General features: G+C 65.1%; 21 protein-coding genes. 13 read left to right on the top strand and 8 right to left on the bottom strand.

Annotated elements, in window-relative coordinates; all coding sequences use genetic code 11:
- Window positions 1-293: 293 nt before the first annotated feature.
- The gene (locus AB4Z44_RS12580; protein WP_404710042.1) at window positions 294-1,196 is read left to right on the top strand and encodes a LysR family transcriptional regulator; all 903 of its coding nucleotides are present in this window, start codon (window positions 294-296) and stop codon (window positions 1,194-1,196) included.
- A gap of 135 nt (window positions 1,197-1,331) precedes the next feature.
- Here AB4Z44_RS12580 and AB4Z44_RS12575 read toward each other — a convergent pair whose 3' ends face one another.
- From AB4Z44_RS12575 to AB4Z44_RS12545, 7 genes are read right to left on the bottom strand one after another with little or no spacing between them, the layout of a single operon-like run.
- Window positions 1,332-1,805, bottom strand: coding sequence for a 6,7-dimethyl-8-ribityllumazine synthase (locus AB4Z44_RS12575; RefSeq protein ID WP_404710041.1), 474 nt, complete (start codon window positions 1,803-1,805; stop codon window positions 1,332-1,334).
- A gap of 9 nt (window positions 1,806-1,814) precedes the next feature.
- Window positions 1,815-2,573, bottom strand: coding sequence for a cysteine hydrolase family protein (locus AB4Z44_RS12570; protein WP_404710040.1), 759 nt, complete (start codon window positions 2,571-2,573; stop codon window positions 1,815-1,817).
- On the bottom strand, window positions 2,570-3,004 hold the full coding sequence (locus tag AB4Z44_RS12565) for a cupin domain-containing protein (RefSeq protein ID WP_404710039.1): 435 nt from the start codon (window positions 3,002-3,004) through the stop codon (window positions 2,570-2,572). The genes AB4Z44_RS12570 and AB4Z44_RS12565 overlap by 4 nt, the downstream gene beginning before the upstream one ends.
- 20 nt (window positions 3,005-3,024) lie before the next feature.
- On the bottom strand, window positions 3,025-3,816 hold the full coding sequence (locus AB4Z44_RS12560; protein ID WP_404710038.1) for a creatininase family protein: 792 nt from the start codon (window positions 3,814-3,816) through the stop codon (window positions 3,025-3,027).
- Window positions 3,813-4,655, bottom strand: coding sequence for a TauD/TfdA dioxygenase family protein (locus AB4Z44_RS12555; RefSeq protein ID WP_404710037.1), 843 nt, complete (start codon window positions 4,653-4,655; stop codon window positions 3,813-3,815). Before AB4Z44_RS12555 ends, AB4Z44_RS12560 begins: the two co-directional genes overlap by 4 nt.
- A 38-nt stretch (window positions 4,656-4,693) precedes the next feature.
- Window positions 4,694-5,791 carry a Rieske 2Fe-2S domain-containing protein gene (locus tag AB4Z44_RS12550; RefSeq protein ID WP_404710036.1) on the bottom strand — a complete coding sequence of 366 codons (1,098 nt, stop codon included), beginning with the start codon at window positions 5,789-5,791 and terminating at the stop codon, window positions 4,694-4,696.
- 2 nt (window positions 5,792-5,793) lie between these two features.
- Window positions 5,794-8,040 (bottom strand): TonB-dependent receptor, encoded by a 2,247-nt coding sequence (locus AB4Z44_RS12545; RefSeq protein ID WP_404710035.1) that lies wholly within the window; start codon window positions 8,038-8,040, stop codon window positions 5,794-5,796.
- A 486-nt stretch (window positions 8,041-8,526) separates the two neighbouring features.
- Between AB4Z44_RS12545 and AB4Z44_RS12540 the strand changes: the two genes are divergently transcribed.
- The 7 genes from AB4Z44_RS12540 (at window position 8,527) to AB4Z44_RS12510 (ending at window position 17,825) form a co-directional block, all read left to right on the top strand.
- Complete coding sequence (locus AB4Z44_RS12540) at window positions 8,527-9,567, top strand: ABC transporter substrate-binding protein (protein ID WP_404710034.1); 1,041 nt, start codon at window positions 8,527-8,529, stop codon at window positions 9,565-9,567.
- Window positions 9,564-10,427, top strand: coding sequence for an ABC transporter permease (locus tag AB4Z44_RS12535; protein WP_404710033.1), 864 nt, complete (start codon window positions 9,564-9,566; stop codon window positions 10,425-10,427). Before AB4Z44_RS12540 ends, AB4Z44_RS12535 begins: the two co-directional genes overlap by 4 nt.
- 2 nt (window positions 10,428-10,429) lie before the next feature.
- A complete protein-coding gene (locus AB4Z44_RS12530; RefSeq protein ID WP_404710032.1) occupies window positions 10,430-11,272 on the top strand; it encodes an ABC transporter ATP-binding protein in 843 nt (280 codons plus the stop codon).
- 56 nt (window positions 11,273-11,328) lie between these two features.
- A complete protein-coding gene (locus tag AB4Z44_RS12525) occupies window positions 11,329-12,366 on the top strand; it encodes a Rieske 2Fe-2S domain-containing protein (protein ID WP_404710031.1) in 1,038 nt (345 codons plus the stop codon).
- Window positions 12,367-12,439: 73 nt separating this feature from the next.
- Complete coding sequence (locus tag AB4Z44_RS12520; protein ID WP_404710030.1) at window positions 12,440-13,168, top strand: riboflavin synthase subunit alpha; 729 nt, start codon at window positions 12,440-12,442, stop codon at window positions 13,166-13,168.
- 260 nt (window positions 13,169-13,428) lie between these two features.
- The gene (locus tag AB4Z44_RS12515) at window positions 13,429-14,820 is read left to right on the top strand and encodes an MFS transporter (RefSeq protein ID WP_404710029.1); all 1,392 of its coding nucleotides are present in this window, start codon (window positions 13,429-13,431) and stop codon (window positions 14,818-14,820) included.
- Window positions 14,821-14,915: 95 nt separating this feature from the next.
- Window positions 14,916-17,825 (top strand): TonB-dependent receptor domain-containing protein, encoded by a 2,910-nt coding sequence (locus AB4Z44_RS12510; RefSeq protein WP_404710028.1) that lies wholly within the window; start codon window positions 14,916-14,918, stop codon window positions 17,823-17,825.
- Between the two features lie 41 nt (window positions 17,826-17,866).
- Here AB4Z44_RS12510 and AB4Z44_RS12505 read toward each other — a convergent pair whose 3' ends face one another.
- A complete protein-coding gene (locus AB4Z44_RS12505; RefSeq protein WP_404710027.1) occupies window positions 17,867-18,373 on the bottom strand; it encodes a MarR family winged helix-turn-helix transcriptional regulator in 507 nt (168 codons plus the stop codon).
- A 143-nt stretch (window positions 18,374-18,516) separates the two neighbouring features.
- Between AB4Z44_RS12505 and AB4Z44_RS12500 the strand changes: the two genes are divergently transcribed.
- The 5 genes from AB4Z44_RS12500 to AB4Z44_RS12480 are packed head-to-tail and all read left to right on the top strand — an operon-like array spanning window position 18,517 to window position 24,949.
- Complete coding sequence (locus tag AB4Z44_RS12500) at window positions 18,517-20,190, top strand: UGSC family (seleno)protein (protein WP_404710026.1); 1,674 nt, start codon at window positions 18,517-18,519, stop codon at window positions 20,188-20,190.
- Between the two features lie 3 nt (window positions 20,191-20,193).
- Window positions 20,194-21,114, top strand: a complete 921-nt coding sequence (locus AB4Z44_RS12495) for an NAD(P)/FAD-dependent oxidoreductase (RefSeq protein WP_404710025.1) — start codon at window positions 20,194-20,196, stop codon at window positions 21,112-21,114.
- Window positions 21,111-22,082, top strand: a complete 972-nt coding sequence (gene trxB, locus AB4Z44_RS12490) for a thioredoxin-disulfide reductase (protein WP_404710024.1) — start codon at window positions 21,111-21,113, stop codon at window positions 22,080-22,082. Before AB4Z44_RS12495 ends, trxB begins: the two co-directional genes overlap by 4 nt.
- Window positions 22,083-22,112: 30 nt before the next feature.
- Window positions 22,113-23,444, top strand: coding sequence for a malonyl-CoA decarboxylase (locus AB4Z44_RS12485; protein WP_404710023.1), 1,332 nt, complete (start codon window positions 22,113-22,115; stop codon window positions 23,442-23,444).
- Complete coding sequence (locus AB4Z44_RS12480; protein WP_404710022.1) at window positions 23,441-24,949, top strand: malonyl-CoA synthase; 1,509 nt, start codon at window positions 23,441-23,443, stop codon at window positions 24,947-24,949. The genes AB4Z44_RS12485 and AB4Z44_RS12480 overlap by 4 nt, the downstream gene beginning before the upstream one ends.
- The last annotated feature ends 208 nt before the right edge of the window (window positions 24,950-25,157 follow it).

Here is a 25,157-nt window from a genome sequence, read left to right as displayed (position 1 = left end):
GATCGGCGGATTGTGGGGCCTCGCAGCCGTTAAGCTGCTCCCGCTCGGCATCCAGGGCATTGGCTGGTCGGGCGACGATGCGCTGCTGCGTCGTGCTTACTCCCAACCTCAAGCGGCAGGCCCTGCTCGGTGCCATGCTGGTCCCCCTTAGGGTTACGATCGGCCGTGAGAGCATTCAGCGACATTACCGGATTGATCGGGGCCCGCATCCGGTTCATCTGTCCGCAATCGCTCCCGTGGCACGCCCTATGAAAGCGCGACGTATCGCGCTTGCCTTACAAGACCGCTGATACATGCTTCATGCCCGCCTGCTTCGCTACATCGATGAGGTCGCTCGCAGCGGCAGCATCCGCAAGGCCGCGCAGCACCTCAACATCTCCTCGACCGCGATCAACCGTCAGATCATCGCTTATGAGGAGACGATCGGGACGAAGATCTTCGAGCGGCTGCCGCGCAGCGTCCGGCCGACCGCGGCGGGCGAGTTGCTGCTGCGCCACATCCGCACGACGCTCAAGGAACATGCCCGTGTTCGCGAGCAGATAGCCGGCCTGCGCGGGCTGCACGGCGGATCGGTGACGATCGCCGCGTTCGAGAATCTGGTGATCAACCTGATGCCGCAGGTCGTCGCCGAGTTCCGCAGCAATCATCCGCGCGTGCGCGTCCACATCCGCGCGGTCAACGGCCCGCAACTGATCGCGGGCCTTAGTGCCGGCGATTACGATCTCGGGCTCGGCTACAATCTGGGCGTGCCGCCGGGCATTTCAGCGCTGGCCACCTTTCCCACCCGATTGGGCGCTATCGTGGCGACGGAGCACCCGCTCGCCCAGCGCGCCGCGGTGCGGCTGAGCGATTGCGCGGCCTATCCATTGATCGTCGGCGACGATTCGATGACGATCCACGCGATCATCCGCGAGGCGTTCGACGAGGGCAATCTGCCCTTCCACCCGCAGATCTTGTCCAACTCGGTCGGGCTGATGAAGAGCCTCGCCCGTCGGCAGGAAGGGATCACATTCATGACCCGCGTCGACATCGCCGAGGAATGGCTGCGCGGCGAGCTTGTCCACGTGCCGATCCACGACGAGGTGATCCGCGATCAGCCCTTGAGCCTGGTCTATCGCAAGAGTGGTATGCTGCCGCCCGCGGTCAGCAAGCTTGCCGAAATCACGCGCGGCGCGCTCAAGGGTTTGCTGGGCTGAGGCCTCTTGGGGGCTTGGCGCGCTAAAACTGGCGCGAACGGTACGTGCGTGTCGAGCGAGGTTGAGCCATGTTGGCTCCCGGAACGTCCCTCGACGTCGTCTGGGACGAACGGGACATGTTCTGCGCGCGACGCCCTAAGCCGGCAAACCTCTGAGCCAGCCGATCATCTGCGCCGCGGCGGACGCCGCCTCGAGCCCTTTGTTGAAGCCGTCGGGCGCACTCCGCGCGACGGCATCCTCCAGCCGGAGGACCGGCAGCACTTCCGACAGGATCGGTATGCCGAAGCGGCGCGATACTTCGCCCAAGCCCCGACCGACCTCCTCGTAGACCATCTCGAAATGGAAAGTCTCGCCCTTCACCAGCACGCCCAGGCAGACGATCGCATCTGGATGGTAGCGATCGGCCACGACCTGCGCGGCGAGCGGCAATTCGAGGCTGCCAGGCAGGATGTGGGTAACGGTTTTCGCGCCAAGCCGCTCGAGTGCAGCTGCGCAGGCTTCGGTCAGGTTGCGCACCGCAGCGTCCCAGTGGATCCGGCTGCTGAGGATATGAACGACCGCGCCGTCGAGCCGCGGCAGATCGGCCATATCGGTCTGGTAACGCGCCATCGTGTCCTCTCAGCCCAGCGCCGCCGCCAGCGCCGCGCCCGAGGCGACGAATCCGAAGCATTGCTTGACGTTGTACAGTGTTGCCTCGGTACAGAAACCGGGTGAGGTGGTCGCGCAGCAATCGTCGAGCAGCACGCAATCATAGCCCAGGAAATTGGCGTCCTGGAGCGTGCAGGCGACGCATTGATCGAGGTTGACCCCGGCGAACAGCAACGTGTCGACGCGCAGATTGCGCAGGATGCTGTCGAGCGGCGTGTCCCAAAAGCCCGACATGCGATATTTGGCGACGTGGATGTCGCCCGCTTCGGCCGCGAGCCCGTCGACGATTCCGGCCGACCAGCTCCCGGCCTCCAGCACCGCGCTGCCGTCGGGCAAAGGATCGCCGAGGCCGGTGCCGGTGCCGGTGGGTTTGTAGACGTGCAGCAGCGACGGGCTCAGATTGGCACGATCGGGGCGGTTGCCCCAATTGGCCCAGATGACCGGGACCCCGGCGGCGCGCAGCCGTGGCAGCAAGGCGGCGAGCGGTTCGATGGGCGCGCGCGCCGGCGCGATGTCGACCCCGATCGAGGCGAGCCAGCCGTCGGAGTGGCAGAAATCGTTCTGCATATCGATCACGACGATCGCGCTGCGACCGATATCGAAGGTCACGTCCTGTGGCGCCGCGGCAAGCGCCAGCGGCCGCGCGGCCTGAGCCGGGCGGACCAGATCGGCGCGGCGTTCGTCGACGCGCCAGCTATTGGCTGGGTTGGGGCCGAGCGGGACCATCATTGCACGCCCTCCACCGCGAGCAGGACGGCACGATCCTCATCGTCCAGTTCGAGCCGTTCGCCCGCGCGGATCAGCTCGGCGAAGCCCTCGTTCGGCTGCATGAAGGTGAGCGTGTAGAGTTTGCCCGTGCCGACATTCTCGATCACATGCTCGGTGCCCGGGCGCAGCATCAGCGCATCGCCCTTGCGGATGGGGCGCGAGACGCCGCCGCAATGCGCGATGCCTTCGCCCGCCAGCACGTAGAAGAATTCATGGGCATGGCTGTGCGTGTTGGGCGGGGTGGCGCCCCCTTGCGTGAAGATCTCGACCACGCAGACCGGCTCGATCGCGTCGCCCGCTGGATCGAACAGCAAGGCGAAATAATTGGTGTCGCGGGGCGAGATGCGCCGCACCTCGACCTGGTCCACCGATCGCGCGACCATGGCTTCCATTGGACGGTTTCCTTTCCCGCTCAGGCGCGATCGCGGATGTTGCCGAGCGGATAGCGGCTGACCTCCGCCAACAAGGTCGCGAGCCCCTGACCCGATCCGCGCACGATATCGGCCCCGATTTCCCGATCGGCGCGCGAGGCATCGCCGATCGCCCCCATCGGGTTCACGTCCTGCGTCATCCAGCCGATGCCGATGCCGCCTTCGAGCCGCAGCAGGCTGTAATCCGTATCGATCGTCTCGCTGAGCGCCGGATAGTTGCGCAATTCCTGCTCGCGGACGATGCCCGGGCGCAGATGCATCATCATCGACGTCTCGACCGCGCCACCATGGATACCGTGGCGTGCCTCATGTGCGCCGAAATCGTCGCCCGCGCGCAGCGCATAGGTCGCGGCCGAAACCGCCATCACGCCATGGCGGACACGCAATTCACGCGCGACGATCTCGACGATCTGCGGCTGGCCGCCATGCGAGTTGAGGATGACGAGCTTGCGGAAGCCGGCGCGGACAACGCTCTCGCCCACATCGGTCCACATCTTCATCAGCGTCTCGGCGCCGATCGAAAGCGTGCCCGGAAAGGCCGAATGCTCGTTGCTCTTGCCGATCGGAAGCTGCGGCAGGACATAGACCTCGACGCCCGAGGGCAGGAATTCGGCCGCGGCGGCGACCACGCCGGCATTGATATCCGAATCGACCGAGACGGGCAGATGCGGCCCGTGCTGCTCGATCGCAGCGACCGGCATCAGCGCGACCGCCTTGTCGAAATCGATCGTCGTGAAATCGGGCCAGGCGAGATCGCGCCACTGGTGCATCATGCCGCCAGTTCCTCCTCGCCGCGGATCCACAGCCGGTAGACGAGCCGCTCGTAGCGCTGATCGTCATAAGGCGTGGCGCGGTGCATCGTGTATCGGTTGTTCCACACCAGCAGATCGCCCGGCTGCCATTTGTGGCGATAGACATGCGCCTCGTCGGTCGCGTGCTTGATCAGCTCGCGCACCAGCGCGCGACCTTCCTCCTCGGGCATGCCGAGGATCGCCTTGGTCGAGCCGTTGCTGAGATAGAAGCTCTTCTTGCCGCCGTCGCGCGTCAGCACGAGCGGATGGATTACGTCGGGCGCGCGCTCGCGCTGCTCGGCGGTGACGACCGAGCGCGCCTCCGGATCGAGCTGGCCGATCAGGTGCACGAAGCTGTGCAGCACCTGATAGGGGCTGACCTCGTCGCGAAGTGCGGGATCGAGCGCCTCGTAGGCGGCGTGCATGTCCGCCAGCAACGTATCGGCACCCTCGGGCGGGGTTTCGAGCGCGTAGAGCACCGTCGTGTCGAGCGGCTTGCGCAGATAGGAGCCGTCAGTGTGCCAGCCCATTCCGTCGCGGTGGACGCCGATGCGCTTGCCGTCCACTTCCTTGTTCGAGAGGATGTAGATGGTGGGATAGCCGGGCAGGGTGAATTGCTCGCGGGTGTGATCCTCGAGCGCGCCCAAGGCCTTGCCGAAGCGCACGAGCTGATCGGGTTCGAGCGTCTGCCCGCGCACCACCATCACGCTGCCCTTGCGGTAGAGTGCGGCGAGTTCGGCCAATTCCGCATCGGTCGCGGTGGCGACGTCGATGCCGGTGACCTCCGAGCCGAAGCCGCCCTTGATCTCACTGACTTCCATCGAGATTTCCTTCGATATCCTTGTACGTCAAAACGTCTTCAGCCGATGCCGGCCTCTTCGGCGGCCAGTTCGGCCGATGCGATCGGCCGCGCGCCCTTGCGAAAGACGTAGGGCCGCTCGCCCTCGCGGCGAACCTCGGTCTCGCCATGCGCGCGCAGCAGCGCCAGCATCTGCTTGCGCATCACCAGCCCGGGCCGGTCGGAGATCATCGACGCTTCCTCGCCGTCGCTGGCGTCGAGCGGCGCGTCGTATTCGGTCGCCTCCAGCACCAGCTTGTCCTCGGCGACGATCGCGCTGTCCCACGCGATCAGTTCCTCGGCGGGACAATCGGCCTCGCTGTCGTTGCGGAACAGGATCTGCGCCACGACGATATGCTCGTCGTCGACCGGGGTCGCGCAGTTGAAGATGATGTGGCGGATGCGGCCGTCATAGCTGATGTCGAGCTTGCGGCAGAAGGGCAGATACCAGGTCGTGCGCGTATCGCGGACCACGGTCGGCTCGGTTGATCCGGTGACCCTGTGGCCGTTGGCGGGATTGTTGAACTCGGTCTTGCCCTCGGTCCAGAAGCCGTCGTCGGTCTCGGTCAGCGACACGCGGGTCGGGCGCGGTGCCTCGATCCGCCCGAACGTGTTGCGATGGACGAAGGCGGGATGGGCGGCGTCGAAGCTGTTCTCCATCAGCCGCATCGGCGATGTTCGCCAGGTTTCGTGGATCTGCATGATCCGGCGGAAGCCTGGATCATCGTCTTCGGTTATGGCCGGAATGCCGGCGATCGGTTCGTCGAGGCAGACCCAGGCATAGCCGTAGCGCGCCTGGCAGTGGAAGGCGTCGACGCCGACCTGCGGTAGCGGCTTGTCGTCGGGATATTGCGGAATGCGCACCAGCGCGCCGGTGCCGTCGAAGGTCCAGCCATGATAGCCGCAGACGATGCGGCCCTGCTCGCACCAGCCGATCGAGAGCTTGGCGGTGCGGTGGCAGCACCGGTCGCGCAATGCGACCGGTGCTTCATTCTCGTCCAGGAACAGGACGATCTCGGTGCCCATCAGCGTGAAGGGCTTGGGTCCGGCCTTCAGGTCGTCCAGCCGCAGGGTTGCGTACCAGAATTTCCTGAGGACGGGCTGACGGGTCGTAAGCATGATCAGAAGTCGACCTTGACCGTGCCGAACACCTGACGCGGGTTGATATATTGCCGCGTGGTCGTGCCGGCGCCGTAGGAGTCGGTGTAGACCGAGTTGATGCCCGCCTTGTTGGTCACGTTCAGGCCGGAGATGCTGAAGCTGTAGCGCGAATCCTCGGGCTTGAAGGTCACGAACAGATTGTAGGTGGTGTAGCCCGGCACCCGATCGAGCGCGGTCGTGTTGAACACGCGCGCGTTGAACGATCCGCGATAGACCAGTTCGGCGCGCAGGGTCCATTTGCCGGGGCCGCGGTCGAACTCATACTGGCCGGCGAAATTGCCCTGCACCGACGGCAGCTTGGGCACCTTGTTGCCGTTGGTGTTGGCGGTATGCGCCGCGACATAGGCGATGACCGCGGGGTTGAATTGGTAACCCGACTGGTAGGGCTGCGGCAGGCCGAGCGCGACCGACGCCTGCTGGCGCAGCACGATCGCGCTGGCCCCGTCGAGCGCGAAATAATCACCCTTCATGCGGCCATGCTCCAGCGACAGGGTCGCGTCGAAGCGCAGCCCCTTGGCGGGCAGCAGCGACGATTCGAACTCGACGCCGTAGATGCGGACGTTGGGGATGTTGCTCGTGCCACTGTTGAACGGCCGCGGATCCTCCTCGGTATACTGGAAATTGTGATACCAGTAATAATAAGCCGATGCATTGAGGCGCAGCGTCTTGTTGAAAAAGTCATTCTTGGTGCCGAACTCCGCCGACCAGACGGTTTCCGGCTTGGCATAGCCCGGTACGAAGACAGGCGCAGTGTTGAAGTTGATCGCCGACGGCTTGTAGCCGCGCGAGCCCAGCACATAGACCATGTTGTCGGGCGTCAATTTATACTGGAGGCTGGCCTTGCCGGTCCAGGCATCGCTGGTGACGCTGCGCGAGACCTGGCCCGCCGTGTTGAAGTTGGTGATCGGCTGCGCCCAGATCTTGTCCCAGCTGTAGCGGATGCCGCCGATCGCGCTCAGCGCCTCGGTCAAATTCGCCGTCACCTGGCCGTAGCCCGCGATCGATCGATGCTGGAACGGCCCGTATTGGGCGAAGGCGACGTTGCTATACTGGCCGTTGGAGACAGTGCCAGTCGACGCCGTCTCGACGATGTCCTTCAGCCCGCGCTGGTACATGTAGAACATGCCCGTGGTCCATTCGACCGGCGCACCCAGCTGCGATCCGAGTGACACTTCCTGCGTCCAGGTCTTGCTCTGGTCGATCCAGCGGACATTATTGAAATAATAGGTCGGACTGGCGAGGCCGTCATTGTCGATGGTCTGGTTCTTATGGAGATATTGATGGGCGGTGATCGACTTCAGCACCGCGAAATCGCCGATGTCCTGCGACAGCTGCAGGTCCGCCATGCGGGTCTTGATATCGAAGATGCCCGGATAATCCTGCGTCACGACGCGCGGATCGGGATTGGGATCGTTGATGTTCTTGCGCTCTTCCGCATTATGGTTGGCGCTGAAGACCTGCGCGGAGAGGATCGCGCTGAAATGGTCGGTCGGCTTGAACAGCACGGCTGCGCGCGCGCCGATGTCGTTGGCGTCGTCCAGCGCATATTTGGCGATGTTGGGAACGGCGGTCGCTTTGGCGTAGCCGTCATGGCGCAGATATTCGACGCTGCCGCGCACCGCAAGGACGTCGTTGATGCCAAGGTTCACGGTCGCGCCGGCCTTGACGTAATTGTAATTGCCGTAGCTGGCGGTCAGCGATGCGCTGTCGTCGCCGATGACCGGCTTCCTGGTGATGACGTTGATCGCGCCACCGGTCGACGTCTGGCCGAAGACGGTGCCCTGGGGGCCACGCAGCACCTCCACATGGTCGACGTCGAGCAGATCCTGCGCGAGCGACATCGGGTGGGCGATGTAGACGCCGTTGATGTGGAAGGCGACGCCGGGCGCCGAATTGGGATTCTGGTGCGTTTCGTAGCCGACGCCGCGGATCGAGACGATGCGGAACCCGCCCTCCTCCTTGGCGATCGTCAGGCCGGGCACATAGCCGTTGAGATCGTTGAGCTCCTTCATGTTGTGCGACTGGAGCACATCGCTGCCGATGGCGGTGATGGCGAGCGGTGCGTTTTGCAGCTTCGTCTCGCGCTTTTCGCCGACGACGGTGATCTCGCCCAGCTGGCCGCCGTCGGTGGCATCGGCTGCGGCGGCAGGTGCGTCGGCGGGAGTCGGATCGGCCTTGGCAAAAGCAGGCGCGGCTGCAAGCATCATGAAAGAACAGGACGCTAGAAGAACATGGTTCATAACTCGACGTTGCATGTCGGAGGGTTCCCTTTCCCTATGTTCTTCCTCTCTTTCGCTATCGCAATTATTGAGGAGCATCCGTCTTTTTGACTGAATGCACTCACCGCTATGGCGGGAGCTTGCGTTGGGCTGGAGGGAGATAAGCATAGGCTGCGGTGCCGCCGAAGCGCCGATTTTATCCCGCAGTGATGCCTTTTTGATCCACCAGCCGTCGGCGCTCAGACCGTCGTGTCCGTCAGCAGGTTGCAAGAGCGCGGTGCGGCGTACGCGGCGTGACCGATGCGAAAAAGGCACCGCACCGCAACGCATTCGGTGCTTTCCCGATCTCTCCGGCTGTGATTGTCTTGGGCGCAGCAAGTGGACGGCGATCCACATGCGGGCATCGCCGCTCCGGTAGGCGGGACGGATGCCCGCCTTCCTGGACGGGGTGACGGAAGGTGGCTCGACCGTAACATGGCGGGCACGGACGGGCGCACAGGGAGACTGACGCTGCGCATCAAGGAAGCCTTTCTGGTCGTGCTGGCGATGGCGCTCGCCGGCGTGCTGCTGGCCATGTGGCGCTTCGGCGGCGCATCGACCCGCAAGGCCGACCAGCTCGTGCTGCAATTGAGCTGGCGTGCGCAGGCCGAGGCCGGCGGCTTCTACGAGGCGCTCGAGAAGGGCTATTACCGCGATTGCGGCGTCAATCTGGTGATCCGCCAGGGCGGCAACGGCATCGCATCGGATCAATTGCTGCCGACCGGCGCGGTCGACGTCGCGATCATCGCCACCAGCGACGGCGTGCTGCGTATGAACCAGGCCGGTTTCAAATCGCGCGCGATTTTCGCCGGATTGCAGCATAGCCCGCTCGGCATCGATGCGCATGCGGAAAGCGGCATCACCTCGGTTGCGGGCATGCGCGACAGCGCCGTCTATATCAGCAACAGCTCGCGCAACACCTGGTGGCAGTTCCTGAAGAGCCGCTACGGCCTGAGCGATGCGCAACTGCGCTCCTACACCGGCCAGCATGCGCCCTTCATCGCCGACCGCCAGGCGGTGATGCAGAACGCCATCACCAACGGCGGCTACGTCCTGCAGCATGAAGCCGGCATCAAGGTGCGTTCCTTCCTGCTCAGCGATCTCGGCTACGATCAATATGGCGGGGTGCTGACCGCGCCGCAGAGCCTGATCGATCGCCATCCCGCGCAGGTGCGCTGTCTGGTCGACGCCTCGCGCCGCGGCTGGGCGGATTATCTGAAGGATCCCAAGGTTGGCTTTGCCGCCGTCGCCCGCGCCGCGCCCGAGAATACGCCCGATCTGATGGCCTATTCGTACCGCATCATGAAGGAGCGCAAGCTGGTCGAAAATGCCGACACAGCGGCACATGGGCTGGGCGCGATGACCGACGCCCGCTGGAAGAGCGTGTTCGATGTCGGCGTCGAGGCGAAACTGTTTCCGACCGATCTCGATTACCGTCAGGGCTATACGCTCGCTTACCAGGAGAACGGACGATGACCGTGCCGGCAAGCCTCAGCATCGGTTCGGACGAGCGGCTCGCGCGGCGCGAGAGCAAGGCGCGCACCCGGTTGCAGGCGCGCCTGTTCGACGGCCTCGCCTCGGCCGCGGGCGGGCTGGTCGTGCTGGGCGTGTGGGAAGCGACGGTGCGGCTGCTTCATGTATCCAAGTTCATCCTCCCGCCGCCCTCGCTGATCATCGGTCAGCTCGTCGCGCGTTTCGGCGAACTCATGTACGCGCTGGCCTTTACTGCCACGATCACGCTCGCGGCATTCGCGCTGGCCACGCTCAGCGGCGTGCTGCTGGGGGTTTTGCTGACCCAGAATGCGCGGGTCGAGCGCATGCTGTGGCCTTATGCGATCGCGCTGCAGGTGACGCCGATGGTCGCGATCGCGCCTTTGGTGGTGATCTGGGTCGGGCTCGATCATGCCTGGCTTGCCTTGATGATCCTGGCATGGATCGTCGCCTTCTTCCCGGTGCTGTCGAACACGATGGTGGGGATGAAATCGACCGACCACGGCCTGCGCAACCTGTTCTCGCTCTATCGCGCGTCGCGCACCAAGCGCTTCCTCTATCTCGAGTTGCCGTCGGCCTTGCCTTACATATTGGCGGGCCTGCGCGTGTCGGCCGGGCTGTCGGTGATCGGCGCGGTAGTGGCGGAATTCGTCGCCGGATCGGGATCGGCGACCGGGCTCGCCTGGACGATCGTGTCGAGCGGCACGATGCTCGATATCCCGCAGATGTTCGCCGCCCTGATCGTGCTGGCAGTGTTCGGCCTGCTGATGAACGGCGCGGTGGCGCTCATCCAGCATTTCCTCCTCGGCGCCTGGCACGAAAGCGCCGTGCGGCAGGAGAATTGACGATGGAGCCCGCTGATTTCCGATCCTTCGTCGATCTGCCCCCGCTCGATCGCCCTGCCGAGGTCGCCATGAAGAAGACGAAGCCGCTGGTTAGCCTGTCGGGCGTCGACAAGGTCTACGAGACCGGCACGATCGCGCTGCGCCAGTTCAGCATGGAGGTAGGGCAGAACGAATTTGTCAGCCTGCTCGGCCCCTCGGGCTGCGGCAAGTCGACCGCCTTGCGCATCATCGCCGGGCTCGGCGGGCACAATGGCGGGACGATCGACTGGCCGATCGCGCAGCATGACGCACGCGGCGAGCCCGATCGCGAGATCGGGTTCGTCTTCCAGGATCCGCACCTGATGCCCTGGGCGACGGTGTTCGAGAATGTGCGCCTGCCGCTCAAGCTCAAGGGGCTGACCAAGCGCGACACCACCGACAAGGTGCGCGCCGCGCTCGATCTGGTCGGGCTCGACGGCTTCGCCGAATCCTATCCGCGCCAATTGTCGGGCGGCATGAAGATGCGCGTCTCGATCGCGCGCGCGCTCGTCACCGAACCCAAATTGCTGCTGATGGACGAGCCGTTTGCGGCACTGGACGAGATCACGCGCAACCGCCTCTCGAACGACCTGCTGGAGATATGGCAGCGCACGCGCAGCACGGTGATGTTCGTGACGCACAGCGTCTACGAAAGCGTGTTCCTGTCGACCCGGATCGCGGTGATGGCGCCGCGCCCGGGCCGGATCGTCGACGTCATGGATGTCGATGCGGGCCACGCACGCACGCCCGAATTCCGCCAGTCCGCCGTCTACGCCGATTATTGCCGCCAGGTTTCCGCCATGCTCGCCAACGCGATGCAGGGCTGAGCGGCGGCCGCCGCCTTTTACCTTTCACATGACAATCCGTTCGTAGGGGTCCTTTTATGCTCGTGACGAAGCAGCCGGTGCTACGCCGCTTCTGGTATTCGATCATGCCGATCGCCGATCTGGCCGATGGGCCCAAGCCCTTCACCTTGCTGGGGGAGAAGATCGTCCTGTTCCTCGATGGCGAGGGGCAGCCGCGCGCACTGGAGGATCGCTGCTGCCACCGCACCGCACGCCTCTCCAAGGGCTGGTGCAGGAACGGCAACATCGTCTGCGGCTATCATGGCTGGGAATATGACGGCAGCGGCAAGCTGGTCGCGATCCCGCAATTCGCGGAAGGGCAGCAGCTTCCCAATGCGCGGGCGCGTGCCTTCCATGCCGCCGAACGTTATGGCTATGTCTGGGTAGCGCTCGATGAGCCGCTGGCCGATATCCCGCACATCGCCGAGGATTTCGATCCCGGCTATCGCCGCATCTTCCAATTCTACGAAAAGTGGAATTGCGGCGCGCTGCGGCTGATGGAGAATTCGTTCGACGCGGCGCATTTCTCCTTCGTCCACCGCAACACCTTCGGCATCCAGGATCAGCCGCGCCCCGAAAAGTTCGAGATCAACGAAACCGACGAGGGGTTCGAGGCGATCACGCTCGTCAAGATCGCGAACCCGCCGCGTGCGGCGCGCATCACCGGATCGAGCGAGCCCTGGACGACGCGCCTTCTGCGCAACGCCTGGTACATGCCGTTCAGCCGCCGGCTCGACATCGAATATCCGGGCGGGCTGCGCCACATCATCTTCAATTGCGCGACCCCGATCGACGACGGATCGATCCAGGTGACGCAATTGCTCTACCGCAACGACACCGAGGAGGATTGCACCACCCAGGAGCTGATCGACTGGGATGCCGAGGTGATCGAGGAGGATCGCGACGTGCTGGAATCGACCGATCCCGATGCGACGGTCGACATCGCCCGCAAGATCGAGATGCACATGCCGTCCGATCGCCCAGGCCTGATCATGCGCCGCCGCCTGCTCGCGTTGCTGGAAGAGCATGGCGAGGGGGAGATTGCCGGCCCGCAATTCAGCCGCGCGGTTGCCTGAACCGCTTGGCGAAAGCGCGGACAACGACCTAGAGGGGCGCTGGCGCACGTGCGCCCAGCTTGGAAAGATCGAAATGTTCACGGGAATCGTTCAGGGCACCGCCACGATCGAGGAGATCGCCGATCAGGGCGAGCTGCGCACGCTGCAATTGCTGTTCCCGGAAGGTTTCGCCGAGGAACTGGCGATCGGTGCCAGCGTCGCGGTCGACGGCGTCTGCCTGACCGTGACCGAGATCCTCTCGCCGGTGCGCGCGCGCTTCGACGTGATCCTGCAAAGCCTGCGCGTGACCACGCTCGGCGGGATCCCCACGCGCGGCGAGGTCAATATCGAACGCGCGGCCAAGGAGGGCGCCGAGATCGGCGGGCATCCTTTGTCCGGGCATATCGATTTTGCCGCGCGGATCGCGAGCATCACCGCGACCGATGCCAACAAATTGATCCGCATCGCCATTCCCGAGGCGTTCCGCCGCTACATCTTTCCCAAGGGCTATATCGCGATCAACGGCTGCAGCCTGACCGTGTCCGAGGTGAACCGCGCCGAGGGCTGGATCGAGGTGTGGTTGATCCCCGAAACGCGGCGCATGACGACGCTTGACGCCAAGAAGGAGGGTGACCTGCTCAACGTCGAGATCGAGCGCGGCACCCAGGTCATGGTCGATACGGTCCGCGAGGCGGTGGATGAATCCTTAGGCCAGCTCAAGCCGATGCTCGAGGCCCTGCTCGCCAATCAAAACCTTGCGATCGAGGATCTGATCAGGCTTCCAGGCCTGCCGGCGATCGGCGCGGCGAAACGCTCCGAATAAGCGCGCGCCTCGCGACGCATCGGCACCCTGTTCGCGCCCGATGCCTCGGTTCGGCTCGGCTATCTCACGCCCGACGAGAATGCGGTGGCCGGGCGCGCGACGATCCAGACCGCCTTCAGCGGGCAGTGCGGCTGCCTTATCAGCCGCTTACGCAGCAGATCCCGGACGGGCGCAAAAAATCAGTTGCAAAAGGAGTCAGCTCGCTCATATTCGGTCTAATTATAGACGATCTTAAAATAGATCGAAATTGGGAGAGTGTGATGGCAGCCGTGCTGCTGGCTGGCGAGACCGCTCGAGGTGAAAGCACCCCGGACGAGGCCGATGGGCGGGCGGACGCGGGCGGATGGCCGTCGCCGCTGCGGGCCTGGTACACGATCATCATCATCGCGCTCGTATCGATGATGTCCAATATCGATCGCGGCATCATCAATCTGCTGGTGCAGCCGATCAAGCGCGACATGGTGCTCAGCGACACCCAGGTCAGCCTGCTCGTCGGCTTTGCTTTCTCATTCTTCTACATGATCTGCGGGTTGCCGATGTCGCGCGTGTCCGATGGCCGGAACCGCAAGCTGATCCTGACGTCCGCCTTGGCAGTCTGGAGTTTCGCGACGGCGCTGTGCGGCCTCGCCCAGACCTTCTGGCAGCTATTCGCAACACGCGGGCTCGTGGGGGCCGGTGAGTTGGTCAAGGGCCCCTGTTCGATGTCGATGATTTCGGATCTGGTGCCGCGCGAGCGTTTGCCGCGTGCCTTCGCCATCTACCAGCTCGGTATCAATGCGGGGCAGGGCGGTGCGCTCATCATCGGCGGTGCGCTGATCGCCTTGCTCGCAGGCATGCCCCCGATCGTGCTTGCCAACGGTGTCATCATCAAGAGCTGGCACGTCGTTTTCCTGCTTTGCGGCGTGCCGGGCCTGCTGCTTGCGTTGATCATGATGCTGACGATACGCGAGCCGGCGCGCCGCGGCCGCCGGGTGCAGGGCCAGGCGCCGATCCGCGAGGTGGCGCTCTTCGTGGGCACGCGCTGGCGGATCTATGTGCCCCTGCTGCTCGGGATCGCCATTGCCTCGATCGAATTGTTCGGCATGGTCGTGTGGCGACCCGCTTTCTTCGAGCGGACCTATGGCTGGGGGCCGGAGATTGCCGGACCGCTCCTGGGCGCGATGATGCTCATTTCGACGCCGCTGGGTCTCTTCCTCGGCGCAATGTTGGCCGAGCGCTTCATGCGCGAGATGCGCGACGATGCCATGCTGCGCGTCTGCCTCGTGTCGCACATCCTGGCGGTGCCGTTCGCGGTCGCCATGCCGCTGATGCCCAACCCTTGGCTCGCTTTCGCGCTGGGTCTGCTCGCCCTGACGGCGGTCGGCATGAGCGCGCCCGGGCAGAATTCCGCCATCCAGATCATCACGCCGAATGAGATGCGCGGCCAGGTCAGCGCGATCTATCTGTTCAGTATCAGCGTAATCGGCGGCGGCTTTGGCCCCACCGCGATCGCGCTGATCACCGATCAGCTATTCCACGACGAAGCCATGCTTCGTTATGCCATGGCGCTGTTCGCGGCCGTGGTCGGTCCGATCGGCATCCTGCTCACTTGGCTCGCGATGAAACCCTACGCCGCCGCTGTCCGGCAGCTCGACGAGCAGACGACCACCTGAAGGCGCGGCGCGCGATTGCGCGCCGCACGGGACCTGGCCTTCGAGATCTCTCGGTCAAATCCCTCCGAAGACAAACAGAACGAAGGGGAGAGATCATGACTCGACAGAGGAATACTACGCGCGACGTGCGCGCCCTGCGCGCTGCAACTCCCGCCTCGGCAATCGCGTTGGCGCTGCTGGCGCAGGCGGCGCCGGCCCAGACCGCGCCCGCCGCGCGCGCCTCCGCGCCTAGCGCGGCGACCGTCGAGCAGACGGCGGTATCGCCACCAGTTGCGGACGCGGCGGCCGATGCGGCGGAGATCGTGGTGACGGGCAGTCGCCTCGCCAATACCGGGTTCAGCGCGCCGACGCCCGTTACGGTCGTTGGAGAGCAAAGGATCACCGCGCTAGCCAACACCAACCTCGGCGATGTGCTGGTCAAACTTCCTGCATTCCGGAACACGACGTCTCCGGTGACGGCACTGGCGGCAACCGGATCGGGCGGCAATCTTGGCGCGCGCTATCTCGATCTGCGCGGGCTGGGTGCCAATCGCACGCTCGTGCTGGTCGAGGGGCGGCGCTTCGTGCCGAGTTCGATCCTGGGTGCGGTCGATTCCAACCTCATTCCCGCCCTCCTGGTGAAGCGGACCGAGATCGTGACCGGCGGCGCGTCGGCTGCCTACGGTTCGGATGCCGTCTCCGGCGTGGTCAACATCCTGCTCGACCGCGAACTGAAGGGCATCAAGGCGCAGATCCAGCGCGGCATCACCGAACAGGGCGATGGATCGAGCCTGCTCGTGTCGCTTGCCGGCGGCTTCGAATTTGCCGGCGGGCGCGGCCATCTGGTTGCCGGCGGCGAATATTCGAACGAGAAAGCCGTCGGGGGCTGTTACACGCGCGACTGGTGCGCCAGGGAATATGGGCTGGTGCAGAACCCCGATTTCCGCACCAACGGCCAGGCCGCCAATTTCATTTCACCCAACGTCCGCGCAGCGACGCTGACGGCTGCAGGCATCGTCAACGGGCCGGGAGCGCTGCGCGGCCTCCAGTTCAACCCCGACGGATCGCTGGGCAGCCAGCGCTTTCAGTACGGCACCTTCCCCGACATCCAGTTCATGGTCGGGGGTGGCACCTATGGCAGTAACTGGCGGCTGGCGGTTCCCTATCTACGCATTCCGATCCAGCGCTACAGCCTGTTTTCCAATCTCGATTATGACCTGACCGACGACATCAAGGCGTTCGTCACGGCATCGTACGGCCAGAGCAAGGCACAGAATCGCGGCGCCGCCTTCTTCGAGCGCGCGCTCACGATCCGCACCGACAATCCCTACATCCCGCAGGCGTTGCGTGCGCAGATCCCGGCGGGAACGACCTCTTTCACCTTCGGCCGATATGGCGACTTCACGCTCGACGGGCGCGATCTTAAACCGACCAACGCCGACGGCAAGGCGCAGTCGTTCCGCATCGCCACGGGCCTCAGCGGCTCATTGGGCGGCAGCTGGAAATGGGACGCCTATTATCAATATGGCCGCAGCGATAACCGGATCCTTGTTCGCAATGTAAAGAACATCGCCAACTTCAATCTTGCGATCGACGTCGTGCAAGGGCCGAATGGACCGATCTGCCGATCGACCCTGACCAATCCCACCAACGGTTGCCAGCCGCTCAACCTGTTCGGCATCGGCCAGTTCAGCGAGGCGGCGCGCAATTATGCGTTCGGCACCCCGCGGATCGAGCAGCATCTGACCCAGCATGTCGGTGCGGTCAGCGTGACCGGCAACCTTGCCGAGCTGTGGGCCGGGCCGCTCTCGGTCGCGACCGGGCTCGAATTCCGCCAGGACATCACCCGGGCTGATGCCGACGCGATCGGACAGGCGGTCGGCTGGCAGTATAACAATGGCGGCCGGTATCACGGGAAGATCACCACCAAGGAGATATTCGGCGAGGCATCCTTGCCGCTCGCGCGCGACTGGTCCTTTGCCAAGCTGCTCGATCTCAATGGAGCGGTACGCCACACCGACTACAGCACCAGCGGCCAAGTGACGACATGGAAGCTCGGTCTGGTCTACGAACCGGTTACGGGCGTTCGCTTCCGCGGAACGCGCTCGCGCGATATCCGGGCGCCCACCGCGCAGGAACTCTACAATCCCGGCGGCGCGACCCCGGGCGGGGTTACCGATCGCACGACCAACGTCAACGCGACGGTGCGGGTGCGGACCGGCGGCAATCCGAATCTGGTCCCGGAGGTCGCGACGACCTGGACTGGCGGCGTGGTTCTCACGCCGGGCGGCCCTGGCTGGCTGCGGCCGCTCCGGCTGTCGGTCGACTGGTACGACATTTCGATCAAGGGCGCTGTCGCGGCACTGGCCGCACAGCAGATCGTCGATCGCTGCTTCGCGGGTGCGACCGACCTCTGCGCGCTGATCACCCGGGGCAGCGACGGCATCATCTCCGAGGTTCGCGCGCTGCAGCTCAATCTCAATCGGCTCATCACGCGCGGTGTGGATGCCGAGCTTGATTACCGCCTGCCGCTCGGCGCCGGCAAAAGCCTCGACTTCAACCTGCTCGGCTCTTACGTGAAGGACCTGATCACGGTGGATGCCGTGGGCCCGGTCGATCGGGCTGGCCAGACCGGACAGCAATATCTCGGCGCACTCGGCGTTCCCAAGTGGAACCTGACCGCGACGACGACGCTGCAACTCGGCAAATTCTCGGCGACAGTGGAAAATCGCTACATTCCGCGCGGAAAATATGACTCGACGCTGATCGGGCCGGAGGATCCTGGCTATAGCAATACGCTGGCGACCAGCATTGCCAGCAACCGCATCGCCGCGCGTTTCTACACCAATCTAGGCTTGCGCTATTTGGTCCGGCCCGGAACGCGTGCCGAGGTCGAATTCTACGGGGCGATCAACAATCTTTTCGATCGCGATCCGCCGCCTTCCCCGGGCAACACCGGTACCAATCCCACGCTCTTCGACACGATCGGCCGGAGTTTCCAGGTCGGCATCCGTGCACGCTATTGAAGAGTGCCCAGATGGTCCTGCGAGGTCCTTCGAACGGCCGATCAGTCGATCGGAGGGTCTTCGCGTTCGAGGATGGCGTAGACGCGATCGAGCAGTCCGAACAATTGCTGCATGTCGTCGGGGCCCAGTTCCGCACGGATCGACGTCTCGGTCGCCATGGCGGCGGTGTACATCTGCGCCATCACCTCTTCGCCGGCGCGGGTGAGGAACAACGAACTGCGCCGACGATCCTCAGTCGATTTCGCGCGGACCGCGTAGCCCCGCTGGACCAGGTCATCGATGATGAGCACGATCGAGGACTTGTCGAGTCCGCCGAGGCGGGCAAGCTCGATTTGCGAAGAGCCGGGGTTGGCGGAGATCAGCGCCATCGAGGTGAACGAGCCCGGTCGCAGGCCATATGGTGCGAATGCCTCGGTCACGCGCGCGCCGAGCAGGGCCATCACGCTTCGGACGCGGAACGAGAGGCGATCCGCCATGAGGCCAGCCTTCAGCCAGCGGCGGGGATGCTCCTCGGTAGCGGTCTCTTCTGCGCCCGGCGTGCCTGTCATCAACTACTCCTTCGCGAACCTTACTAGGCCTCCCGCACGCCACGGCAAGAGTTACAAAATGATCTATCTTGAAATCATCTAATTACAGACGTATTGATGTCGCAAATGCTGGCACGCCGTATCGCCATGCTGAAAGGAAGCAAATGAACCTCGCCGTGTCTTTGCAGTCGCCCCGCGACGCCGCCAAGCTGAGCGTTCTCAACCCCGTGGGGTATCCCCCGAAAGTCAGCGCCAAGCAGCTCGCGCCCCGTCTGGAGAGTCTGGATGGCAAGACCGTCTATCTGGTCGATAGCCGGTTCGACGACTCGGCCGAGCTGCTCAAGCAGATCGTCGCCTGGTTCGAGGAGAAGATGCCGTCGGTGACGGCGAAGCTCGTGTCGCTCAATGGCTATTACGGGCGCGATGATCCGGAGCTGTGGGAGGAGATCCGCGCCAACGGCGACGCGGCGATCCTGGGCGTAGGGCATTGCAGCACCTGCGCGCCGGCAGTCTCGGCCCACGCCGTCACGCTGGAAACCAAATATGGCATCCCGACGGTCGCGATCCACACCGACAAGTTCGATCGGGTCGTGCGATCGGTGACGCGGATGGCGGGCCTCCCGGCCGCCGCGACGGTGTTCGTGCCGCAGCCCGTGATGGGCCGCACCGCCGATCAGCTGCGCGCTTATGTCGATGGGCCCGATCCCCTGACCGGTTTGCCGGTGATGGGAGAGATCATCGATGGGCTGACCAAGGGCCTGCCCGAGCCGGTATCGTCTGCGCCGCTGCCCCGCACCACGCCGCGTCTGGTGGAGCCGGACACGGAAGACGCGCTTCACGAGCTGTTCCTGCACAACAACTGGACCGACAAGCTGCCGATCGTGCTGCCGACCGAAGAGCGCGTGGCGGCGATGCTGGCCGGCACCAGCCGCCGGCCCGACGAGGTCGTCGGTCGGTTGCAGCCGACGCCCAATCGCGGCCTGTGGGAATTCACGGTCGAGAAGGTGGCGGTCAACGCCGTCATGGCCGGTGCCAGGCCCGAATATTTCCCGGTCATCCTGGCGCTGGCCGCGTCGGGCAACACCGCGCGCGGCAGCACATCGAGCTCCGGGGCGGCGATGGTGGTCGTCAACGGTCCGATCCGCCACGAGATCGGTATGAATTCCGGCATCGGCGCGATGGGCCCCTACAATCATGCCAATGCGACGATCGGACGCGCCTACGGTCTGCTCTCGCAGAACCTGCAGGGCGGATCGGTGCCGGGAGAGACCTTCATGGGCTCGCTCGGCAACGCCTATGCCTATAGCAGCGTAACCTTCGCCGAGAACGAGGAGCGGAGCCCGTGGGAGCCGCTCCATGTTCAGAAGGGCTTCGACGCCGACGATAGCGTCGTCAGCATCTTCTATGGCTGCCGATCGACCACGTTCAGCCTGGGTCTGCGCGCGCGGCATTGGCGCGAGCATGTCGCCGATCTGCTGCGCGGCACCGATGTGGTCGGGCCGCCGACCCTGCTGCTCGATCCGATCACGGCACGGCAGTTCATCGATCGTGGCGGCTTCGACACCAAGGACAAGCTGATCGACTTCCTGCACGACAGCGCGCGGATGCCGGCCGAGCGCTATTGGGATCTGCAGCTCGTCCAGAACTATATCTACCCCAACGCCACGCTGGGCGTCGAACCGCTCGCCACCTATGCCAAAGCCGCGCCCGACGAGTGGATACCGATGTTCCGTCGCGAGACGATCAACGTCGTCGTCGTCGGCGGGGAAACCAACGGCTATTGGCAGATCATGGGGGCGGGCTACCGCACCTCGGTGCGCATCGACGACTGGCGCTGATCGATGCGATCCGTGGATCTTGCGATCGTCGGCGCGGGCGTTGCGGGGCTCAGCGCAGCCGCAGCAGCCGCACCATGGGGCATCGACGTGCTGGTGATCGAGCATCTCGCTCCCGGGGGCCAGGTCGCGACCGTCGAACGCATCCGCAACTTCCCCGGCTTCCCCGACGGCATTGGCGGCCATGAACTCGGTCCGCTTCTGCTCCAGCAGGCCGAGGAAGCGGGCGCGGAGTTTCTGTTCAATTCGGTCGAGCGGATCGCGCGCGATGGAGAGGATTTCTTGCTTGGCTGCGCGGGCGAGGACGTGCGCGCCCGTGTGGTGATCCTCGCCGTGGGATCGCGGCGTCGTGCCCTGGATGTCCCGGGCGAGCAGGCGCTGAAGGGGCGCGGTGTCTCGCACTGTGCGTCGTGCGATGGTCCCTTCTTTCGCGGCAAGACCGTGATCGTTGCCGGCGGTGGAGATTCTGCGTTCGACGAGACCGAGATCCTGGCGCAGCATGCCGCCGCGGTCGTGCTCGTCCACAACCGGGAGAAACCGGCCGCGCAGGAAGCCGCCATCGCGCGGGTAACGGCACTGCCGAACGTCCGCATCCTCGGGCGGACCGAGATCGTGGCGGTCGAGGGCGAGGGGCAGGTCGAGCGCGTCGCGCTCGCGGGACCGGGCGGCCGCAGCGGCGAACGGGCTGACGGGCTGTTCGTCTATGTTGGGCTCGACCCCAACAACGACCTCGCATTGGACCTGGCAGAGACCGATGCGAGGGGCGCGATCATCGCCGACGCCGATTTCCAGACCGCCAGCCCCGGCCTGTTCGTTGCAGGCGACGTGCGCAGCGGCGCCACCGCCCTGCTCGCGAGCGTCGCCGGCGACGGCGCGGCTGCGGCCCATGCCGCGATCCGCTACCTTCGCACGGGCGCCGCGGCATGACGGGGGCGACGCGCCATACGCGCCTTCTGATCATCGGATCGGGCCCGGCCGGCTATACTGCCGGCATCTATGCCGCACGTGCCGCGCTCGATCCGGTGCTTGTCCAGGGCCTCCAGCCGGGCGGCCAGCTCACGATTACGACCGATGTGGAGAATTGGCCCGGCGACGTGACCGTGCTGGGGCCTGCGCTGATGGAGCGAATGGAGGCGCAGGCGCGACATATCGGTGTCGACGTCGTCACCGACATGATCGCATCGGTCGACCTGTCGCAGCACCCGTTCGTGGCGGTAGGCGAGAGCGGTGCCCCGTATCGCGCCGACACGCTGGTGATCGCGACCGGCGCGCAGGCGCGCTGGCTGGGGCTCGACAGCGAACAGCGCTATCGCGGCTCGGGCGTTTCTGCCTGTGCGACCTGCGACGGCTTCTTCTTTCGGGGGCGTACGGTGGCGGTGGTCGGCGGCGGCAACAGCGCCGTGGAAGAGGCACTGTTCCTCACGAACTTCGCCACCAAAGTGTATCTGATCCACCGCCGCGCTGCGCTGCGCGCCGACCGCACCAACCAGGCCCGCCTGTTCGCGAACCCTCGTATCGAGATGATCTGGGCCAGCGAGGTAACGGAGGTGGTTGGCGATGCCGGCGGGCGCGTCGTCGGCGCGATCGATATCCGCCACCTTCCCAGCGGTGCGATCAACCGCGTGCCGGTCGACGGATTGTTCGTCGCGATCGGGCATCATCCGGCAACGGAGCTGTTCCGCGGGCAGATCGCGCTCGACGACGAGGGTTATGCCGTCACCGCGCCCGATTCCACCGCGACATCGGTGCCCGGCGTGTTCGCGGCGGGCGACGTCCGCGACAAGATATTCCGTCAGGCTGTCACTTCGGCAGCGATGGGCTGCATGGCCGCGCTCGAAGCCGAGCGATGGCTGGCGGAACGGGGATTGGCGGAGGCGGGCAGGAACGCGGCCTGAACCCTCGGGCGCGGCAAAGGGAGCTTGGCGATGTTGGCGAAGTGGACGTCGGAACTGTCCGGCTGCTGGGCGGCGCTGACCGCCGCGGCGCTTGCTCGCCCGGAAGAGCCTTTGGACCAATCGTGCGAGCGATTGCTGGCGCCCGTCTCGGTCGGCGAGAAATCGCGCACGGCGGCGGAGATACATGCCCGCTTCAGCGCCGCCGATGACGATGAGAAGCGCGACTTCCTCGCCATGCTGTCCAATCGCTACGACGCCGATCCACGGCGGCTGCGCGCCGCGATCGATGCGTTTCGCCTCGATCCCGATCCCCGGTCGTTAGCCGAGCTGCACGCGGCGTCCGAACCCCGCCGCCAGCAAATCCTCCGCCGCCTGAACGAAATACCCAATGGCACCGCCATGTTGCTGGCGATGCGCTCCACCCTGCTGCGCCTGGGCCGGGACGAGCCCAGCCTGGCCGCGTTGGACGCCGATTTCGTCCATCTGTTCGCCTCCTGGTTCAACGGGGGCTTCCTGGAGCTGCATCACCTGGACTGGAGCAGTTCGGGTGAGATCCTCGGCCGGCTGATCCACTATGAAGCCGTGCATCCGATCGAAAGCTGGGATGCGCTGCGCGCGCGCCTCGCACCGGCGGACCGGCGCTGCTATGCCTTTTTCCACCCCGCGATGCGCAGCGATCCGCTGATCTTCGTCGAGGTCGCTCTCACCACCTCGATCCCGGTCAGCATCGCCGACATCCTCCGGCCCGACCGGCCCGTCATCGATCCGGCGACGGCCAACACCGCCGTCTTCTATTCGATCTCCAATTGCCAGGATGGCTTGCGAGGCATCCCGTTTGGCGGGCCGCTGATCAAGCAGGTGATGGAATTGCTCCGCAGCGAGCTGCCGATGCTTCGCAACGCCGTAACGCTGTCTCCGATGCCCGGCTTCGCGAAATGGCTGCGCGAGGAAGCGCGCGCACATTCCGCCGATGCCAGCCTTGTCGAACGGCTCGGCGCGCCGGGCTGGCACGCGCATGCCGCCGCCCAGACCGAGATCCGGCCGCTGCTGATGCGCGCCGCGGCTCGTTATCTAACGATGGTGCAGGGGCGGGCTGCGGATCCGGTCGCGCGCTTCCACCTCGGAAACGGCGCGCGTATCGAGCAGCTCGACTGGCTCGGCGACACCTCGCCGAAGGGGCTGAGGCAATCGTTCGGCATGATGGTCAACTATCTGTACGATCCGGCCCATGTCGAGGCGAATTGCCGGGCCTTCGCCGAAGACAACAGGATCGCCGCCAGCAGCCGCCTGCGCCGCCTCGCGCGTTCCGATGCGGCATCGCGCTCTGCCCGGCGCCTGCTCGCGCTTATGGAGAAAAAATGAGCGACAACCTCTTCGCCATTCTCATCGCCGGGAAGGATGCCGGTGCGACCGCGATCATCAACGGTTGGGACGGCGCCCTCACGTATGGCGACCTGTTTGCGGCCAGCGGACGCATGGCAAACCGGCTGGTGGAGCGGGGCGTGCGCCCCGGCGACCGTGTCGCCGTCCAGGTCGAGAAGAGCGTCGAGGCGCTCATCCTCTATCTCGCCTGCCTGCGGACGGGCGCGATCTATCTGCCGCTCAATATCGATTACACCGCGGCCGAGCTCGCTTACTTCCTTGGTGACGCCGAACCACGATTGCTTGTCGTTGATCCCGCCAACAGGGCAGCCGCAACCGATCTTGCCGCCTCGGTCGGCGCCGCGATCGACACCCTCGGTGGCAGGGGCGAGGGGAGCCTGCTCGATGGGCTGGATCGGATCGATCCGCTGTTTGCCGACGTTCCGCGAAGCGGATCGGACGTCGCCGCCATCCTGTACACGTCAGGCACGACCGGACGGTCGAAGGGGGCGATGCTCACCCACGCCAACCTCGCGTCGAACGCCGCGACACTGGTCCGCGAATGGCGGTTCGATGCCGCGGACGAGCTTCTTCACGCGCTGCCGATCTATCACACGCACGGTCTCTTCGTTGCGACCAACGTCAGCCTGCTCGCCGGCGCCACGATCCGGATGTTGCCCAGGTTCGAGCCCGAAGCCGTGCTGCGCGGGCTTGAGACCGCGACGGTGATGATGGGGGTGCCGACCTTCTACACGCGCTTATTGGCGAATCCCCGCCTCGATCGGGAAGCCACCGCCGGTGTCAGGCTGTTCGTGTCCGGATCGGCGCCGCTGCTCGCCGACACGCATCGCGCCTGGGAGGAGCGCACCGAACACCGAATTCTCGAACGCTACGGCATGACCGAGACCAACATGATCACGTCCAACCCCTATGATGGCGAGCGGCGTCCCGGCACGGTTGGCCCGGCGCTACCGGGCGTGACGGTCCGCGTCGTCGACGCGACCTCCAGGACTGCGCTTCCGGTCGGCGAGATCGGCATGATCGAGGTCCGCGGCCCCAACGTCTTCTCCGGCTATTGGCGCATGCCCGAGAAGACGGCTGCGGAACTCCACCCCGACGGCTTCTTCACGACCGGCGATCTGGGGCAGCTCAGCGACGACGGCTATCTGGAGATCGTGGGGCGCGGCAAGGACCTGGTGATCACGGGTGGGCTCAACGTCTATCCCAAGGAGGTCGAGACGGAGCTGGACGCGCTGGATGGTGTCGCGGAGTTGGCGGTGTTCGGGGTGCCGCACGACGATTTCGGCGAAGCGGTCACCGCCGCCGTCGTTCGCGACCGCGACGCCACGCTCGACGCCGAGCAAATACTTCGCACCCTCGCGACGAGGCTTGCCCGCTTCAAGGTTCCCAAGCGTATAATCTTCGTTGAAAGCTTGCCCAGGAATGCCATGGGCAAAGTGCAGAAAAACGTGCTGCGCGAACAATTCAAGCTCGCGTCTACGTAGTTGCTTGAGTCCGGATCCCGCTTGCCGACGCTGCCGGCGGCTTCACGCTGACGGGACCGGTGCGGGCTGTCTCTCGTCGGTGACGTTGGACATGTCATGCCGCCTCCGGCGGGCGGATGCTCTCGACCCGTTCCCGTGGCGCCACATCGACGCGCTGATTCCCGAGGACGTGGCACGGGCCGCGCGCGGCACTTCGATCATCGTTCAT

The sequence above is a fragment of the Sphingomonas sp. MMS24-J13 genome, from assembly GCF_044905095.1.
GTDB lineage: Bacteria > Pseudomonadota > Alphaproteobacteria > Sphingomonadales > Sphingomonadaceae > Sphingomonas_I.
The sequence above is the reverse complement of the archived record's forward strand: the minus strand, read 5'-3'. Positions and strand labels throughout refer to the sequence as shown.